We start from the raw sequence: 15,947 nt of genomic DNA on the forward strand, positions 1-15,947 counted from the left end.
CGGCAGCCGGGATATGAGACCGATCTGTAGGGATGAGGGGGCCGACCCGTGGTATGGAGGGGGCGCGGGGCGCATCCGAGCCACCCTGCGGGAACTCCCTGCGGCGAAGTGGCCTTTCACTGCTGTTCCTCGTCGAAGTCGACGTCTGAGTGAGCCCGTGTCAGGGCTTGCGCCCCGACCCGAATGCGAGGACGCACGCGATCAGCGAGATGACGGAAAGCAGGGCGAAGAGGACCGAGTATCCGCCCAGTTCCTTCGCGAGTGCCGCCCCGGCGAAGGGAGACAGTGCGCCGGCGATGGTGACCGGTGCGGCGAGAAGGCCGGAGAGACGGCCGTAGTGAGCGGTGCCCCAGCGGTCGGTGACGGCGGTGGCCTGAAGGAGGGTGAGGTTGCCCCGTACCATTCCGGCCGCGATCGCCAGGAGGACGAGCAGGGGCACAGGACCGGGCACCGCTGCGAGCAGCGCGGTGGTGCCGCCGCCCAGCGCGATCAGGGTGACGGTGCGCGTGGTAACGGCCGTCCGGCGAGCGAGACTTGTGTAGAGCGTGCGGCCCAGTGTCTGGCCGGCGCCGCCGAGTCCAAGGGCCCAGGCAGCCGTCGTGGGGTCTGCTCCGCGTTCCGTCAGTAGGGGCACAAGGGCGATGACCACGGCGTACATCACGAAGCCATTGAGAGTGAGGGCGGCGGCGAGCAGCAGGAAAGGGCGGCTGCGAGCGATCTCGCCGCTGTCGCCAGGGAGGTCCGCGGGCTGCGTGGGCGTGGGCGGCCACGGTGCTCTCAGCGCGATCGCATGGGCGGGGATCGTGATCAGGGCCAGGAGCACGGCGAGCACGGTGTACGTGGCGCGCCAGGTGAGGTGTTCGGCGAGCGTGGCCGTCAGGGGTGCGAAGGCGGTGGAAGCGAGACCGCCTGCGAGGGTGACGATCGTGAGCGCTCGGATGCGCTGCTCGCCCCACCAGCGGGTGAGGGCGGCGAAGGCGGGCTGGTAGAAGGTGGCGGCCATGGCCACTCCGGCAAGCATCCAGGCCGCGGTGAAGGAGGGCAGGTTGGGTGCGTACGCGAGGGCCAGCACGGCCACGACCCCGATCAGCGAGCCGGCCGTCATGACGGCACGCGGCCCCTGGCGGTCGAGGATGCGGCCGACCGGGACGCCCGTCAGGGCCGAGACCAGCAGAGCCGCGGAGAACGCCGCCGTCGTGGCGGTCGTGGACCAGCCGGTGTCGGCGGTGATCCTGGCATTGAGGACGGGGAAGGCGTAGTAGACGATCCCCCAGCTGGTGATCTGGGTGGCGCACAGGGCGGGCAGAGCAGCGCGGGGCCGCGACCGGTCCCCGGTTCCGGTCGCGGCCCCGCGGGCGTCGAGGTCGGCCACGAGGGTCAGCAGCCGCCGGAGGCGGTCGGGGCGCCGACGCCGATCTGCAGGGTGGCCGGGGCTGCGCAGCAGCCACCGCCCTCGCCCGCCTGTGCTGTCTCGGGCTCGTCGAACAGGCCCGCGCCGCCGCAGACTCCCGTCTCCGGCAGAGTGAGCTCGACGCGCTCGGCGGCCTCCTGGTCCCCGGCGATCGCCGCCGCGATCGAGCGGACCTGTTCGTAACCGGTCATCGCCAGGAACGTGGGGGCGCGGCCGTAGGACTTCATGCCGACGAGATAGACGTCCTTGTCCGGGTGGGTGAGCTCATTCACGCCGTGCGGGTAGACGGTGCCGCAGGAGTGGACGTTGGGGTCGATGAGCGGGGCCAGCGCGGTCGGGGCCTGGAGGCGGTCGTCGAGGCCGAGGCGGACCTCAGAGAGAAAGGACAGGTCGGGGCGGAAGCCGGTCAGCACGATCACCTCGTCGACCGGATCCAGTCGGCGGCCGTCCTCGGCGACCAGGACCAGACCTTGGTCTCCGTCGAGTTCCACAGCCTGTGCCCGGAATCCGGTGACGGCGGAGGCGTACCCGTCCTCGACGGCGTCCTTGGCACGCAGGCCGAGGGCGCCGCGCGCGGGCAATTGGTCGGCCTCCCCGCCGCCGTAGGTGGACCCGGTGATCCCTCGGCGCAGGATCCACACCGTGTGCGTGCCGTTGCTTTCCTTGGCCAGATCGGCGAGGTGGGCGAGCGCGGTGAAGGCGGAGGCACCGGAGCCGACGACCGCTGTGCGCTTGCCCGCGTACCGGGTACGGACGGCCGGGTCCTTCAGGTCGGGCACACGGTAGGAGATGCGGCCGGCGGCCGCCTTCTCGCCGAGGGCGAGCAGGCCGTTGCCGCCGAGCGGGCTGGGCGTCGACCAGGTGCCCGAGGCGTCGATGACGGCTCGGGCGGTGATGCGTTCCTCTCGTCCCTCGGCCGTCGTGATGTGGAGGGTGAAGGGCTGCTCGTCCCGTCCGGCGTCGACGATCCGGTCGCGTCCGGCGCGGGCGACCCCGGTGACCGTAGCGCCGTAGCGGATCTTGTCACCGAGGATGTCGGCGAGCGGCTGGAGGTACTGCTCGGCCCAGTCGCCGCCGGTCGGGTACGCCGCCCCGTCGGGACGCACCCAGCCGGTCGGCGCGAGGAGCTTCTCGGCGGCAGGCGCGATGACCTCGGCCCAGGGGGAGAACAGCCGCACGTGCGCCCACTCCCGCACGGCGGTCCCAGCGGAGGGGCCGGCTTCCAGGACCAGCGGTTCGAGGCCGCGCTCCACGAGGTGGGCGGCGGCGGCCAGGCCGACAGGACCGGCCCCGATGACCACGACGGGCAGCTGGTCGGGGGTGGACCCCCCGGTGATAGGCGCACTCACGACGATTCCCCTTTGCCTCTACTTCGACATCCGTCGATCTCTTGGCTGCCAGCATCCCACCTGATTCGATGAACGTCAACATAGACATTCATCGAATTGGAAGGCTCCTTGTGGAGCACGTCGACCTTGCGGTGATCGGGGGCGGTCGGTCGGGGCCCGCCGCACCGTAGGACTTGCGGGCCCTGGGCATTGAGGTTGGACGCTGCTCGGCATGACCCAACGGGGCAGAGCCGCAATGCCGAGCCCGGCTCACGACCGACGGGGCCGGGACAGCATCACGGCGAGCGCCGCCGCGGTCAGCGCGACCATGATGGCAACCGCCCCGTAGCCGAAGGCGTCGGCCGCGGGTCCGCCGAGGAGTGGAGCGAGCAGGTAACCGAGGATGCCGATCTGGGACCACAGCACCATGGCCGTCACGATGCGTTGCGCCGACCCGGCATCCAGGAGGAGGCCGGTGGCTCCTGTGTTGGCCAGGCCGATGCCGACCCCCGCAAGAGCGAGCGCCGCGATCCATCCCGGTACGGCCGAAGTGGCTCCAGCGACCGCGAACCCGACAGCCACAGGAACGGTCGAGCCCAGCATCACCTTCCGCGGCTGCCATCGTGCCGCCACTGCCCCCGCCACCACGACCAATACCGATGTCGCCGCATACAGCACCCCGATCTGGGATTGACGCAGCCTGGTGCCGAAGTGGAGCGGCAGCACGCCTTCGAGTGTCCCGAGCGCCATGACCGCGAAGGCGATGGAGGCAGCAGCCGCGAGGAATTCGGGCGAGCGCACCGCTCGCCGGTCGCTGGTGAACGCCCCCACCGCTGAAGGAAGCCGAAGCGTCGCCACAGGCACAACTGCGAGGAGGGCAAGGGTCAGGTAGGCGACGAAGGGGCCGCGCACCCCATGGATCGTGCCGAGCAGCGGGCCCAGGAGCCCTCCTGCGGAGTAGGCGGCGTAGATGCGGCTCATGCACAGGTACTCCTGTCCGGGCCAGGCGGCCAGGGTGGCAAAGGTGATCCCCAGCCACAGGAACCCGGACCCCAGGCCCATCACCAGACGCGAGACGGCGAAGGCGGCCAGGTCAGCGCCGAAGATGAACCCCAGGCTGCCCGCGGCGACCAGCAGCAGTCCCATCAGGAGCAGCCGCGCCGGGGTGCTGCGCTGGACCACGGCCCCGCCCAGGGCGAAGCCCGCGACCATCCCCAACGGGAACGTGGCGACCAGCAATCCCATCGCCGTGGCACCGGCGCCGGTCTGCGCGGCCAGACCAGGAAGCACCGGCGCGATCAGGCTGTACCCGGCCGCGTCCAGCGCACCCAGTGCCAGCAGCAGGGCATAGACAGCCGCGGAACGCATCGGCGCCCGCTCCGCCTGTCCGGCGCCGGCGCCCATCAGCCGCTCCGCCGGCGCCCGCGCGCCTGACCGCCTCCGCTCCGGGCAGGAGCGGGGCGCCCCATGACGACGTCAGCAGCCGAGGGGAAGGCTTCGACGCATTCCTCGTTCAGCCGGTACCGGCTGAACGAGCCCTCACGCTCGACCAGCACAAACCCGACCTCCGCCAGGCCCTTCAGGTGATGCGAGACCGTCGACTGCCCCACCGCCACAGCCTCGACGATCTGCCCCACAGTCAGAGGCTCACCGCTGCGTGCCAGCAGAGTCACGATCTGAATCCGGGTGGCGTCGGCCAGCGCCTTGAACCAGCTCGCGTACTGCTCGGCCTCGGATCGTTCCAAGAATCCACTCATCGGTCATCGACGATAGTCGATGACCGGGCAGCTGTGACCCCCTGCGCCCATCGACCATTGGATCGACGTATGTCAACATAGATGCATGTCGAATACGAGGGTTCTACCGTTGCTCGAACCCGAGGCCCCTGATGGTGCGGTGCCGTGCTGCCCGCCTCTGACCGAGCGGCCCTTCACCGCGGAGGAGGCGGAGCGGACCGCGCGGATGTTCAAGGCGCTCGGCGACCCCGTCCGCCTCCGGCTGTTCTCTGCGGTGGCCTCGCACGAGGGCGGCGAGGCATGCGTGTGCGACATCTCCGACGTCGGCGTCTCCCAGCCGACCGTCTCCCACCACCTGAAGAAGCTCAAGGAAGCGGGTCTGCTCACCTCCGAGCGACGCGGCACGTGGGTCTACTACAGGGTCGAACCGTCGGTGCTCGCGGCCATGGGGCAGCTGCTGACCGTCCGGTAGTCCGCCCAGCCTCCCCGGCCCACCACGCACGGCACAGCAGTACGGCTGCGCGACAGAAGCACGTGTCGACAGACATTCGCCTCCGCGTCACCACCACACGCGCGACATGGGCAAGCATCTATGTCCCGGCGGGGTGGAGTGCGAGTCAACGGGCCGCGACGGCGCGGACGGCGTCCGCCGGTGTCGCCGCCGCCAAGGTGATCGGCAAGGGCAAGGACCTGACCCTGAGGTTCGACTACCAGACCTCCGCCGACGGCACGTGTCCGATCGTGCTGGTCAGCTATGAGATCGTCTGCGACCGGGGCAACGCGGCCGACACACTGCCCGCTCTGAAGTCGTTCCTGGCCTGTACGGCCAGCGACGAGGGCCGGAAGCCGCTGTCCAGGCTTCACTATGCGCCACTGCCGAAGTCCGTCGCCGTACAAGTGCCCGGGGTTGTCGATTCGTTGAGCTGACGGTGTGGCGTGCGACCTCAGACATCGAGGAGTCCAGCGATCTCGCTCGCCGCGTCGCGGGCCGGCCTGCCGACGCCTATGAGGGTGGCGGAGGCGGGGCCGGTCCAGTCGCCGTAACCGAGCAGGTGCAGGCGGGGCTCGTCCACCGCGCGGGTGCCGGCGGTGGCGATGTGGCCGCGGCGTCCGCGCAGTCGGAGCGGGGCGAGGTGGGAGAGGGCCGCGCGGAAGCCGGTGCACCAGATGATCGCGTCGGCCTCGGCTCGGGTGCCGTCGGCCCATTCGACGCCGCCGGGGACGAGTCGGGTGAACATCGGCGTGGCCTTCAGCACGCCACGGTCACGAGCTTCCCTTACGGGCGGTACGGCGACGATGTCGCCCAGCGAGGCGACGCCGCCGGTGTCGGTCCCTCCCTCGTCCAGGGCCCGGCGCCGGGCGGAGGCCACGTCGAACAGCACTCGGCCGTCGATGTCGTCGGCCAGGAAACGGGGCGGGCGCTGCGTGACCCAGATCAGGTGGGTGTCGTACGCCAGGTCGGCGGCGATCTGGGCGCCCGAGTTGCCGCCGCCGACCACGATCACGCGGCCGCCCGCGAAGTCCTGTGCGTGTCGGTACTCCACGGTGTGCAGCTGCCTGCCGCCGAAGGACTCCCGGCCCGGGACGGCGGGGAGGAAGGGGCGCTGCCAGGTGCCGGTCGCGCTGATGACGGCCTGGGCGTGCCAGGTGCCGGAATCCGTCTCCACCCGCAGCAGCTGATCTGCGTCGCGGTGGACGCCGAGGACGCTTACCGGCCGGCGCACGTCCAGCTCGTACCGCTTCTCGTAGTCGCGCAGGTACGTCACCACGTGCGCGGCGTCCGGGTACTCCTCGCCCGGCTGCGGGGGCATGAGCCACCCGGGCAGGGAGGAGTGGGCGGCCGGGGAGAACAGGTGCAGGGAGTCCCAGGTGTGCTGCCAGGCTCCGCCGGGATCGGCCTGGGCATCGAGGATGACGAACGTCAGGCCCCGGCGGCGCAGGTGGTACCCGGCGGCGAGCCCTGCCTGGCCGCCGCCGATCACCACCACCTGGGTCGTCCGCGTCATGTGGCGGGCTGCTCCGCGGTCGTCCGGGCGGGCGCGAAGATCAGCACCACGAGTGCCAGTCCGACCACCGCGCCGACGGTCTGCATGCCGATGAAGCCCGCGAGGGATCCGGGGGCGATGCCCGCGAAGGTGTCCGTGAAGGCGCGGCCGATCGTCACCGCCGGGTTCGCGAAGGACGTGGAGGACGTGAACCAGTACGCGGCGCCGATGTAGGAGGCGACGGCCACGGGGGCGAAGCGCAGGCGGTCGGTGCGGGCCAGACCGAAGATCAGCAGGATCAGGCCGGCGGTGGCGACGACCTCGCCGAGGAGGAGATGTCCCGCCGAGCGGTCGTGCGTCGACCACTTCACGAGCGGTTCGCCGAACATCGCATCCGCCAGGACGGCGCCGGCTATCGCACCCACGATCTGCGCGGGGACGTAGACGGCCGCCTCACGAAGCGTGACTCCGGCGCCGCCGCGCCGGGCGGTCCACCACTCCGCCAGTGTGACCGCCGGGTTGAAGTGTGCGCCGGAGACCGGCCCGAGCAGGGTGATCAGGACGCCGAGGCCGAAGACCGTGGCCAGCGAGTTGGCCAGCAGCTGCACTCCGACGTCCTGGGTGAGCGCCGTGGCCTGGATGCCGGAGCCGACCACGACCGCCACCAGGGCCGCGGTACCGACCAGTTCGGCGGCGGCCCGCGCGAACAGCGGCGCGCGGGGCGGGGTGGCCCGCGGGGCGGGCTCGGGAGAGGCGTCGGTTCTGGCTGACTGCGCAGCGGACTCGTGCGTGGCGGTCAACAAAGACTCCTTGGTGCAGTCGCCGGGCGGCGAGGGATCAGGGGCAGGACCGCTTGTTGTCGGCAGCGGAACGGGCGGCCTCGGCCAGATCGGCGAACTGGCCCGCCAGCGAGGCGATGACGTCCGCACGCAGCTTGTAGTAGGTGAACCGGCCGCACGGTTCCGTCTCCACGACTCCGGCCTCGCGCAGCACTCTCAGATGGTTGGAGAGGTTGGTCTGCTTGGCACCCGTCTCCTCCACGAGGTGGGTGGTGCACAGCGTCTCTTTGGCGAGGAGGGTCACGATCTGGAGCCTGAGCGGGTCGGCCAGAACCCGGATCAGATCAGTGTCGACTGACGTCAGCATGCACTGATACTCTCACATCAGTGGTGACTGACACCACCGGGTACTGATGTGTGCCGTGCCCGTATCTTCCTTGCGAGACAAGAGAGACCTCTGATGTCCGACAAGCCCTCCGTGCTCTTCGTCTGTGTCCACAACGCCGGCCGTTCGCAGATGGCCGCCGCGTGGCTGACCCACCTGGCCGGAGACCGCGTCGAGGTCCGCTCCGCCGGCTCCAACCCCGGCGCGAACGTCAACCCGGCCGCCGTCGAGGCCATGGCCGAGGTCGGCATCGACATCTCCGCCGAGGTCCCGAAGATGCTCACCGTCGACGCGGTCAAGGAGTCGGACGTCTGCATCACCATGGGCTGCGGCGACACCTGCCCGGTCTTCCCCGGCAAGCGGTACCTGGACTGGCAGCTGGAGGACCCGGCGGGCCAGGGCGTCGAGGCGGTGCGTCCGATCCGCGACGAGATCAAGGTGCTCGTCGAGGGCCTGATCAAGGAGATCGCGCCGAAGCCCCAGGCATGAGCACTACGACGGACATACGCGACGTCATCGTCATCGGATCCGGCCCCGCCGGATACACAGCCGCCCTCTACGCCGCCCGTGCCTTGCTGAAGCCGCTGGTCTTCGAGAGAGCGGTCACGGTCGGCGGCGCGCTGGTGCAGACGACCGAAATCTCCTGGCCCACCACCTCAAGCTGCTCGAACAGGTCGGCCTGGTCGAGCGGTCCCGCTCCGAAGGAGACCGACGGCGTACCTACCTGCGCCTGCGCGTCCAGGACCTGGCCGACACGATGCCCACCCCTCTGCGCACGGCACCGCGTGTGGTGTTCGTCTGCACCCACAACTCCGCCCGATCCCACCTCGCCGCAGCCCTCTGGAAGCGCCACAGCACCATCCTGACAGCCTCGGCGGGAACCGACCCCGCGCGACGCGTCCACCCCCGGGCCGTCCAGGCCGCCCGCAAACACGGCCTCTCCCTGGCCTCCGCCCGCATCGCGCACATCGACGAAACGCTGCGACCGGACGACCTGGTGGTCGCCGTCTGCGACAACGCCCACGAACAGCTCGGACCCCAGGCAGCCGACCGTCTGCACTGGTCGGTCCCCGATCCCACCCGCACCGGCACCGACGACGCCTTCGCCGACGCCCTGAGTGATCTCGCCGACCGGGTCGACCGGCTGGCTCCCGCCGTCCGCCCTCCTGGAGGCAGCGATGGCTGAGACCGCGTCCTTCCCGCACCGCAACCTGAGCATCGACCAGCAAGTCGCCCTGCGCACCGCCGCCACCCACCTGCAGCGCCAGTTCGACGGCACCTTCGGCGAAGAGACCATCGAGCGGTTCCTGACCTCCAGCTACGACCAGTTCGCCAGCCGCAGCACCATCCCCAACTTCCTCCCGCTGCTGGCCGAACGCTTCGCCCCCCAGCGCCTGCACGCCCTGGCCAAGGTCGAGGGACTCGCCACCGACGGCAAGCCCGTCGTGCTCTTCCTCTGCGTCCACAACGCCGGGCGCAGCCAGATGGCCATGGGCTTCTTCCAGCACCTCGCCGGCGACGGCGCCGTCGCCTGGTCCGGCGGCTCCGAACCCGGAAACGAGATCAACCCGGCCGCCATCGCCTCGATGCGCGAGCGCGGCATCGACATCTCCCGCGAGTTCGCCAAGCCCTGGACCGACGAGATCGTCCGCGCCGCCGACGTCGTCGTCACCATGGGCTGCGGCGACGCCTGCCCCGTCTTCCCCGGCAAGCGCTACCTCGACTGGACCCTCGACGACCCCGCCGGAAAGACGGTCAACGACGTCCGCCCTATCCGTGACGAAATCGAACGGCGTATCCGCGGGCTCCTCGACGAACTCGGCGTTCCGGCACAGCACTGACCCGGGCACGGCTGCTCAACCTCAGCACCGTGGGGGGCGACACGACCGGCTCATCAGTCGCATGATTATGTCCCAATGGCGCTGGTGACGAGCCTCGGGGCTGAAAGGGTAATCGGCAGTGGACTGCACTTCGAGTTCGGCCGCGAGAAACCCAGGAAGCTCTTCGCGGACCAGCTCCAAGGCGATCCGTGGTCCGTGCTCCGCCACGACGCGCTCTCCCGTTTCACCGTGGGGCCACCCCGACTCCGGCGAACTGGAACGCCGAAGTCGACCGCTGGATCCGGCGGTTGCTGGAGCACCGGGCGTCGCATGACCCGTACGGGCACGGCGAGCATCACCACGACGGACACTACTCCGGCCTCCGACGACACCGCCGGCCGGGCCGGCCGGCGGTGTCGTCGGAGGCATGGTCACGGACGAAGTCGTAGACGAGGTCGGGCACTTATTCGAGAGCGAGGAGGAGAGCTGACCCCTTCCGAATGCGGGTCAGTCGCGTTGCCGGGGCTGCGTGGCGTGCGGGTCCGTCAACGGCTCGGTCCGCCGTACGAACCAGTCGGAGAGAGCCGCGCCGCCCTGCAGCCCCAGGCTCAGGAACAGCAGGTGAGGTGTGGTCGCGGACCGCAGGAGGTCCAACGCCTCACGGGGCATGCCGGCCAAGTCGGCCACCGCCGGCAGCAGGCCACCCACATACAGCACGAGCGCGGAGACCCCCTGCACCCGGATCCGCGCCGGGGACCAGCGTGCGCGCGCTCTCTTCGGTGCCCAGCCGCGGAGCATGGCGATGCCGAGAGGCAGCAGTACCGCCGTGAACAGGCCGATCCAGCACCACAGGAAAATCGTCACGTCCCGCTCCCCCTCCGTACTTCCCGGCGGGGAGCCTGCCACCGGGCGCGGTCCTCTGTCACTGCCGGGGTCCGGAAGTCTCCGGGCGTCCGGAGCGCAGGGTCACTGCGGCTCGCCACCATGCCGACTCGCCCTGTCATTCAAGGACCGGGCCCGACGCGACCGGCCAGGCTTCGGAATGGCCGGCGTCCGAGGTTCACTGCACGACCGGGCAGTTCCCCCAGGCCGCGGACATGGCTTGAGGAATCTGGTGAACATCGCGGCAGCCGTACGCTCCCCGGGGGAAGCCGTCGCTGGTGAGGTAGATCCAGCCGCCCTTGGACGTACTGCGGAAGTACTTGGTGGCACTGCCCTCGTCCTGCATGCCCACGAGTTCCTCGTGCGTGGCACCGGGGCTCGCCTCGAAGCGGGTGGCTGCATAGCTGACGTCGCCGCACTGACCGTAGAAGAACTGGTGCGGTACCGGTCGGACATGGACGAAACGGGGAAACGCGTGCTGATACGCCCTCGTCACGGCGGCCTTCACCGGGTCACTGGCGGTCAGGTTTCGGCAGTCGTTCTGGTTGGCGGACGTGGAAGGCGTTCGCGCGGGAGCAGCGGACGCTGTGCTGGTCGGGGCGGCCGAGGTGAGCGACGGCCCGGGCGTGCGAGTGGCCGGACTCGCCGACTCGGTGGCCGCGGAGGTCGAAGGTGAGGCGGTTGCAGGAGCCCTGGACGAGATGCCGGCCGGCAGCGAGGCGGTTACGGAAGGCGAGGACGAGGAGAAGGCGCCCGAGCTGGCATCGGAGCCCGATGGATCCTGGCATCCTGCCAGCAGCAGGATCCCTCCCACCACCGCTGTCACCGACGTACCTCTCAGACCGGGCATGGCAAGTCCTCTTCTCTACGATGAAGCCACGGCCACGTCCTGCGTGACCACCCTGCCCAGGAGGTGCGGTGCCGTGCGGCCGGCTGCCGGCTCGTTCCCGGAGTCACGGGTCGTTTCTAGACACCTGGGCCGCCTCCGGGGTTGTGCGCACGCGCAGGCGGGAGGGTCTCGAATCCGTAACGCACGCGGTTCGGGGTGGCTCCGAACAGCCGGCGCGTACGGGCGGCCCCGACCCGGCTCGAGGCCGGAAGGCTGCCGCACACCGCACAGGCAGGTGCGAGCCGGCTGATGGCACGATTCCCCGCATGACCGGTCCCCCGGCAGTGACGTGCCGTACCCCGCGTGAAGCTCTCTGTGGCTCCTTGTCGTCCTGGGGCAGCCGGAGCGAGCCTGGCGCGGCGAACCTGGCCACGGAACGCATGATGTGGTGGGGCGGGGTCGGGGACGTGCGGGCGCGCGGCCTCTTCCTCGCGCTGCCAGGCATCGCGTGCGCCTCCAGGGCCACTGCCCAGGCGAGCGCCGACGCATGCGGCCTGCGCACCCGGACGCTGCCGCGCCACCGGAACATGCCGTGGCACGACATCGCCGACCTGAGCGTGTACAGGTCGGGCTCCACGGACAGGAGATCCACCGCGACAGCGTGGGTGTTGCCCGGTGGACGCACACGACGCCTGCCACGACCGGAAGCTCGCCGCAAAGAAGCCCCTGCACCGCCGGTACGGAGCCCTCGCAGTCCGCCCAGGTGCCCGTCATCTCGTACCGGACCGCCGGTCGCGGCTCAGCCTGGGACTGAGCCTGTGCGCGCTGCTGTTCGCGGGCGCGGGCCCAACGGCTTGGTTCGTGCCGGACGAGGAAGCCGGCAGCGGGAGGAAGAGTGCCTGACCACTGTGCCGCCCGTGATCACGCGGGCCGAGGTCGGCACGGGCGCAGCTGGCTGTACTTCCCCGACGGTCGGCCGCTGGAGCGGCTCTCGGTGTCGCAGGAAGGGGCCGGGCGGTGCCGGCCCGGTGACCGCATCCATCTCACCGTCTGGCACCACCAGCTGGGCGACCTCTCCCTGGCCCTCATGTGTACGGGCGCGGGCCTTCCCTGGACACGCTGAGTCTGTGCGCTCACCTATGCATGAGCGCCACGTGCATCCGTACGGCCCAGACGACCGCAACCGCCCCGACTACGTGGGACTCCCCCGACGAGAAAGCCGGCCTGACGGGGAAGGGATGCTGCGCCTCGCCTGCCGCTTCGGCGGCGCTCGAACCACACCGAGCCGACCGCTTGCGGTTGCCGGTTCAGATGCGGCTGCTGCAGTTGACAAACCATGGCAGACAATCGACCGCCAGGCCATGGAGCCAGGGTTCACGGCCGACCGTCCTCTTGGACACGGGGAAACATCTAGTCGGCTACGCCTACAGCAGCACCGTCGAGCACGGCGAGCCTACAGGCAGCGCTCACCGTCATGATTGACGCCAGCCGTCGACCGACAACACCCCCTATCGATGGCTCCGCCCTGGGCGAGACCCCTCACCGCGGCACGGCGGACGACGCTCGCTTTTCTCGAGCTGACTGCCGCTCACCCGCATTCCATGGGGTGCCTCGTGCATCGCAGAGTCCCTTCGGTCTCCACCGCGCTGGAGTTGGCGTCACCCGCGACCGTGGCCTGGAGGTCGTTCACTCTCTTCGAGTCAGTGCCCTCACCCCGTGCGGCGGCCCAAATGACGACGATCCGGGCGCTGTCCTCCTTGAGGAACCGGGTCTGATCGACGTCGACCTGCTCGATGACCGCCAGCTGCCATCTTCCCGCGATGTGCCGCGCGGGATCGGCCTCGTAGGACGGGGGGCTGCCGACAGTGTCCTTCAGACGCAGCAGGACGTCCGAGCGCCACTGCTCGGCCTGGGACTTGGGGATGTCGTCAGCGATGCCGTCAAAGTGGCCGAGGCCGGCGGCGCAACTGCGGGCCGGCGACGTGTAGCGGGCGTCGGTGGCCCGGGTGGGGACCTTGATCAGGCGTGCGGCGCACTGACGGACATGTGCGGCTCGCAGGTCGCCGTACGCGGCTGGGTCCTGGGACACCGCGCGCAGCACCTTCACGAGTTCGTCGATACGGGCCGGCATCCGGACGGTCCCACCGTCCCGCCACGGCGCATCGTCCTCCCGATGGGTGTACTCACCATTGACGCCGTTGAGTATCTCTTGGGTGTCCTGTGCGTAGTCCACCAGCGCCGCCGCGAGCGGGGCACGCAGGTCAGAGGCGACGACCGGCTCCCGGCGCCGTTCGATGTCCTCGGCGACTGCGGTCAGGGCCGCCTGCATGGCACGGGCTTCAGCGAGCGTGTGCCGTCCGGGATCTGCGCCTGTCGCGGCACTCCGTATCGCCTTGCCGAGGGCGCCGCAGTCCATGTCCTCCCGGTACACATCGCCAAGAGCGCGTCGCAGAGCGGTGTCCGACGACAGATCTGTGCAGTCCAACGGGTCCTCGCCCGCGACGTGGGCGTAGCCGACCGCTCCGCCCCCGATCAGGGCGAGGGCGGCCGCCGCCGCGGCGAGGAAGCGTGTGCGGCGTGCGCGTGTCGTCTGGGGTGATGTGTTGTCGTTCATCGGCCGATCGCGTCGTTGGCCAGCTTCTCGCCGGTGGTGTGGTCGTTGCGCATGTCGAATTGCAGGTCGTTGACGGACGGGTCGTCCATACCCGGCATGCCTGGTCCATTGGCCCACTCGTCGACGAGGAACTGCATCTCCCGTTGGGACTTGAGGCTTCGGTCGGCGACCTCGGCGGCCGCCGCGTCGTTGTTGTAGCCCTTCTCCTCGTTGGAGACGTCGTAGGTCCAGGCGTCCAGCATGCGCTGAGCAGCGTCACCGATGCCTGGGACCATGGTCACCGGAGTGCCGGCCACGTGATAGATGGTCTTGGCTTTCCAGTCTTCCTGGGCGTTGGCGCTGTCCCGCTTGTCGTAGATGACGTCCTCGCGCACGGCGTCGTAGGCGCCAAGGGCGGAGCCGCCCTTGCGGACAGGTTCCCGGACGGAGTCGGCGGTGTTTCCGCCGTTGTCCTCCATCTGCTTGGCGATGTAGGCCGTTTCGGCTTTGTGCATGGTGCCGTAGGCCTCTGGATCCTCGGAGATCCCGCGCATCATGCGGATCAGCTTGTCCGAGTTGGGCGCCATGTGGGCGTCGTTCTTGTCGCCGAACAGGCCGTCGCCGCCTCGCCCGTGTTCCTGGGGTGCCTCGTGCGTGTACGAGCCCTGGACTCCCGAGAGGATCTCGTGGGTGTCGTTGGTGTAGTCAGCCAGGCAGTTCGCCAGCGGTTGACGCAGGTTGGGCCTGATCTCCTCATGGCCCGGCGCGGTGTCCATCAACTCGACGGTGTCCCGCATGATGCGCGCCTGGCCTGCCGTGTGCGGGGGACCCGCTTCCTCACCGGTTGTCGCGGCTTCCAGGACGCTGCCGAGACCGACGCGTGTGTTGGAGGCGTCGATGTGGTCGATGTTCCCGGTCGGCTCCTGTCCGCGGTAGACCTCCCGGACTTCCAGGTCCGGCCAGTCGCGCTCGTTGAGCAGGTACTCCAGGCGCTTGTTGCCCCCGTCGTCACCCGGGTCGAGGTAAACGGTGGCCGTGTCCGGATCACGGCTCATGATGCCGAGCATGTCGTCCACCGGATCCATGACAGGAACGGGATCGACGTCGGCACCGGCATTGGTCTGGTCGTACTTGTTCCACAGGTCCGGATGCTTCTTCTCGGCCGCGATGATGTCGTCGGTCAGCCCTGTAGTGAGCCGTGGCGGGTAGTCGGCGGTGTCACCGTGCTTCAGCAGGGTGGTCAGGGTCTGGTACCCGTACGGCTGGGAGCCGTCGTCGCCGGTTCGCTTGACGCCGAGTGCGCGCATCTCCTTGCGCCACTCGTCCGAGAACTCCTTGTCCTTGTTCGCGGTGGCGATGTTGTTGGCGAGGGCGTGCTGGATGTTGTTGTACTTGTCCTTGTTCGGCCCGTCGCCGGCACGTTCGTGCTCCAGGTCCTGTGCCAGACGCAGGGTGCCCTCGGGGCCGAGGTTGTCGAGGACCATGCGGCTGAACTCAGGGTCCTTCTGGTTGTGGCTCATCAGCCGGTTGAGCTCGTTGAGTTCGGCGGGGGAAAGCTTGTCACCGCTCTCGTACTTCTTCAGGAGCTTCGCGGCGCGCTGCGACTCGTCCTGGTCGACGGACTTGACGGTCTTGTCGTTGAAGCCTTCGTCACCGCCCTTGCCGGTGTTGCGCTTCAGCGCGATGGCGGCGGACTGGTCCGCGTCCGCGGCCGCCGTGAGGATGAGGACGATACGCGCCTGGACGTGCAGGATCCTTTCCTCGTTCTGTGACGGCAGCACGCCTCCGGGGCCTCGGCGTTGGTCGCCGGCCTCGTCGGGGTCGATCAGGCTCACTTCTCCCGTGCCGCTGATCCTCACACCGTTACGCTGGGCGTCGGCGGCCAGTTCATGCAGGTCCGCCTTGTACTTGCGCAACTCCTCGTAGGCGTCCTCCAGGACGGCGCGTATGCCCTTCGCCTCAGTGACCGCGTCGCCGAACTCCTTCTCGGCGGCCGCGACCTGAGCGCGGGCAAACATCGCGGTTCCGTCGATGCTGGTCCAGCCGGCCTCGTCGAAGGGCTTGGTGACGCCGTCACCGAACCCTTGGCCCCACTGTTGGTAGCGGCGGGCGACGTCGTTCCACTGGTCGGCGGCGGTCTTCAGGGAGGCGACGTCGAGGTGGTAGAGCTGTTCGTAGGCAATACTCATGGCAGGTCCC

At 69.6% G+C, this 15,947-nt stretch carries 18 protein-coding genes and 2 pseudogenes; 8 read left to right on the forward strand and 12 right to left on the reverse strand.

Features of this window, described 5'->3' with window-relative positions:
* Window positions 1-160: 160 nt before the first annotated feature.
* From ACFPQ9_RS39465 to ACFPQ9_RS39480, 4 genes are all read right to left on the reverse strand, one after another.
* Complete coding sequence (locus tag ACFPQ9_RS39465; RefSeq protein WP_380864227.1) at window positions 161-1,372, reverse strand: MFS transporter; 1,212 nt, start codon at window positions 1,370-1,372, stop codon at window positions 161-163.
* Between the two features lie 5 nt (window positions 1,373-1,377).
* A complete protein-coding gene (locus ACFPQ9_RS39470) occupies window positions 1,378-2,760 on the reverse strand; it encodes an FAD-dependent oxidoreductase (RefSeq protein ID WP_380864230.1) in 1,383 nt (460 codons plus the stop codon).
* Between the two features lie 249 nt (window positions 2,761-3,009).
* Window positions 3,010-4,143: an MFS transporter gene (locus ACFPQ9_RS39475; RefSeq protein ID WP_380864232.1), complete on the reverse strand. Its 1,134-nt coding sequence runs from the start codon at window positions 4,141-4,143 to the stop codon at window positions 3,010-3,012.
* On the reverse strand, window positions 4,143-4,484 hold the full coding sequence (locus tag ACFPQ9_RS39480) for an ArsR/SmtB family transcription factor (protein WP_380864235.1): 342 nt from the start codon (window positions 4,482-4,484) through the stop codon (window positions 4,143-4,145). Before ACFPQ9_RS39480 ends, ACFPQ9_RS39475 begins: the two co-directional genes overlap by 1 nt.
* Before the next feature lie 97 nt (window positions 4,485-4,581).
* Here ACFPQ9_RS39480 and ACFPQ9_RS39485 point away from each other — a divergent pair, with 97 nt between their 5' ends.
* On the forward strand, window positions 4,582-4,947 hold the full coding sequence (locus ACFPQ9_RS39485) for an ArsR/SmtB family transcription factor (RefSeq protein ID WP_380864238.1): 366 nt from the start codon (window positions 4,582-4,584) through the stop codon (window positions 4,945-4,947).
* Between the two features lie 62 nt (window positions 4,948-5,009).
* Complete coding sequence (locus ACFPQ9_RS39490; RefSeq protein ID WP_380864240.1) at window positions 5,010-5,402, forward strand: hypothetical protein; 393 nt, start codon at window positions 5,010-5,012, stop codon at window positions 5,400-5,402.
* A 17-nt stretch (window positions 5,403-5,419) separates the two neighbouring features.
* On the opposite strand, the gene ACFPQ9_RS39495 is transcribed toward ACFPQ9_RS39490, so the two are convergent.
* Genes ACFPQ9_RS39495 through ACFPQ9_RS39505 form a run of 3 tightly spaced genes read right to left on the reverse strand, consistent with a single transcriptional unit; the run spans window position 5,420 to window position 7,606 of the window.
* The gene (locus ACFPQ9_RS39495; RefSeq protein ID WP_380864242.1) at window positions 5,420-6,481 is read right to left on the reverse strand and encodes an ArsO family NAD(P)H-dependent flavin-containing monooxygenase; all 1,062 of its coding nucleotides are present in this window, start codon (window positions 6,479-6,481) and stop codon (window positions 5,420-5,422) included.
* Window positions 6,478-7,260: an aquaporin gene (locus ACFPQ9_RS39500; protein ID WP_380864245.1), complete on the reverse strand. Its 783-nt coding sequence runs from the start codon at window positions 7,258-7,260 to the stop codon at window positions 6,478-6,480. The genes ACFPQ9_RS39495 and ACFPQ9_RS39500 overlap by 4 nt, the downstream gene beginning before the upstream one ends.
* Before the next feature lie 37 nt (window positions 7,261-7,297).
* Window positions 7,298-7,606, reverse strand: a complete 309-nt coding sequence (locus ACFPQ9_RS39505) for an ArsR/SmtB family transcription factor (protein WP_380864247.1) — start codon at window positions 7,604-7,606, stop codon at window positions 7,298-7,300.
* Window positions 7,607-7,699: 93 nt separating this feature from the next.
* On the opposite strand from ACFPQ9_RS39505, the gene ACFPQ9_RS39510 reads away from it, so the two are divergent.
* From ACFPQ9_RS39510 to ACFPQ9_RS39530, 5 genes and pseudogenes are all read left to right on the forward strand, one after another.
* On the forward strand, window positions 7,700-8,113 hold the full coding sequence (locus tag ACFPQ9_RS39510) for an arsenate reductase ArsC (protein ID WP_380864249.1): 414 nt from the start codon (window positions 7,700-7,702) through the stop codon (window positions 8,111-8,113).
* Window positions 8,110-8,265: pseudogene (locus ACFPQ9_RS39515) on the forward strand (FAD-dependent oxidoreductase); the annotation flags it as partial. The gene ACFPQ9_RS39510 and the pseudogene ACFPQ9_RS39515, both read left to right, overlap by 4 nt.
* A 116-nt stretch (window positions 8,266-8,381) precedes the next feature.
* Window positions 8,382-8,810, forward strand: coding sequence for an arsenate-mycothiol transferase ArsC (locus tag ACFPQ9_RS39520; protein WP_380864252.1), 429 nt, complete (start codon window positions 8,382-8,384; stop codon window positions 8,808-8,810).
* Window positions 8,803-9,465, forward strand: coding sequence for an arsenate reductase ArsC (locus tag ACFPQ9_RS39525; RefSeq protein ID WP_380864255.1), 663 nt, complete (start codon window positions 8,803-8,805; stop codon window positions 9,463-9,465). The genes ACFPQ9_RS39520 and ACFPQ9_RS39525 overlap by 8 nt, the downstream gene beginning before the upstream one ends.
* Window positions 9,466-9,669: 204 nt before the next feature.
* Window positions 9,670-9,934 (forward strand): annotated as a pseudogene (locus tag ACFPQ9_RS39530) (sporulation protein); the annotation flags it as partial.
* Window positions 9,935-9,951: 17 nt separating this feature from the next.
* Here the strand turns inward: ACFPQ9_RS39530 and ACFPQ9_RS39535 are convergent.
* The 3 genes from ACFPQ9_RS39535 to ACFPQ9_RS39545 all read right to left on the reverse strand — a co-directional run bounded on the left by ACFPQ9_RS39535 (window position 9,952) and on the right by ACFPQ9_RS39545 (window position 11,114).
* Window positions 9,952-10,308, reverse strand: coding sequence for a hypothetical protein (locus tag ACFPQ9_RS39535; protein WP_380864258.1), 357 nt, complete (start codon window positions 10,306-10,308; stop codon window positions 9,952-9,954).
* A 196-nt stretch (window positions 10,309-10,504) separates the two neighbouring features.
* Window positions 10,505-10,822: a hypothetical protein gene (locus ACFPQ9_RS39540; RefSeq protein ID WP_380864260.1), complete on the reverse strand. Its 318-nt coding sequence runs from the start codon at window positions 10,820-10,822 to the stop codon at window positions 10,505-10,507.
* Between the two features lie 16 nt (window positions 10,823-10,838).
* The gene (locus ACFPQ9_RS39545; RefSeq protein WP_380864262.1) at window positions 10,839-11,114 is read right to left on the reverse strand and encodes a hypothetical protein; all 276 of its coding nucleotides are present in this window, start codon (window positions 11,112-11,114) and stop codon (window positions 10,839-10,841) included.
* A gap of 936 nt (window positions 11,115-12,050) precedes the next feature.
* Between ACFPQ9_RS39545 and ACFPQ9_RS39550 the strand changes: the two genes are divergently transcribed.
* Window positions 12,051-12,278 (forward strand): hypothetical protein, encoded by a 228-nt coding sequence (locus ACFPQ9_RS39550; protein WP_380864264.1) that lies wholly within the window; start codon window positions 12,051-12,053, stop codon window positions 12,276-12,278.
* 465 nt (window positions 12,279-12,743) lie between these two features.
* Here the strand turns inward: ACFPQ9_RS39550 and ACFPQ9_RS39555 are convergent, their stop codons facing one another.
* Together ACFPQ9_RS39555 and ACFPQ9_RS39560 are read right to left on the reverse strand one after the other, a co-directional pair.
* Window positions 12,744-13,769 (reverse strand): hypothetical protein, encoded by a 1,026-nt coding sequence (locus ACFPQ9_RS39555; protein WP_380864266.1) that lies wholly within the window; start codon window positions 13,767-13,769, stop codon window positions 12,744-12,746.
* Window positions 13,766-15,937, reverse strand: a complete 2,172-nt coding sequence (locus tag ACFPQ9_RS39560) for a hypothetical protein (protein WP_380864267.1) — start codon at window positions 15,935-15,937, stop codon at window positions 13,766-13,768. Before ACFPQ9_RS39560 ends, ACFPQ9_RS39555 begins: the two co-directional genes overlap by 4 nt.
* Window positions 15,938-15,947: the final 10 nt, after the last annotated feature.

It is taken from the genome of Streptomyces coerulescens (assembly GCF_042657965.1).
GTDB classification, from domain to species: Bacteria; Actinomycetota; Actinomycetes; order Streptomycetales; family Streptomycetaceae; genus Streptomyces; species Streptomyces coerulescens.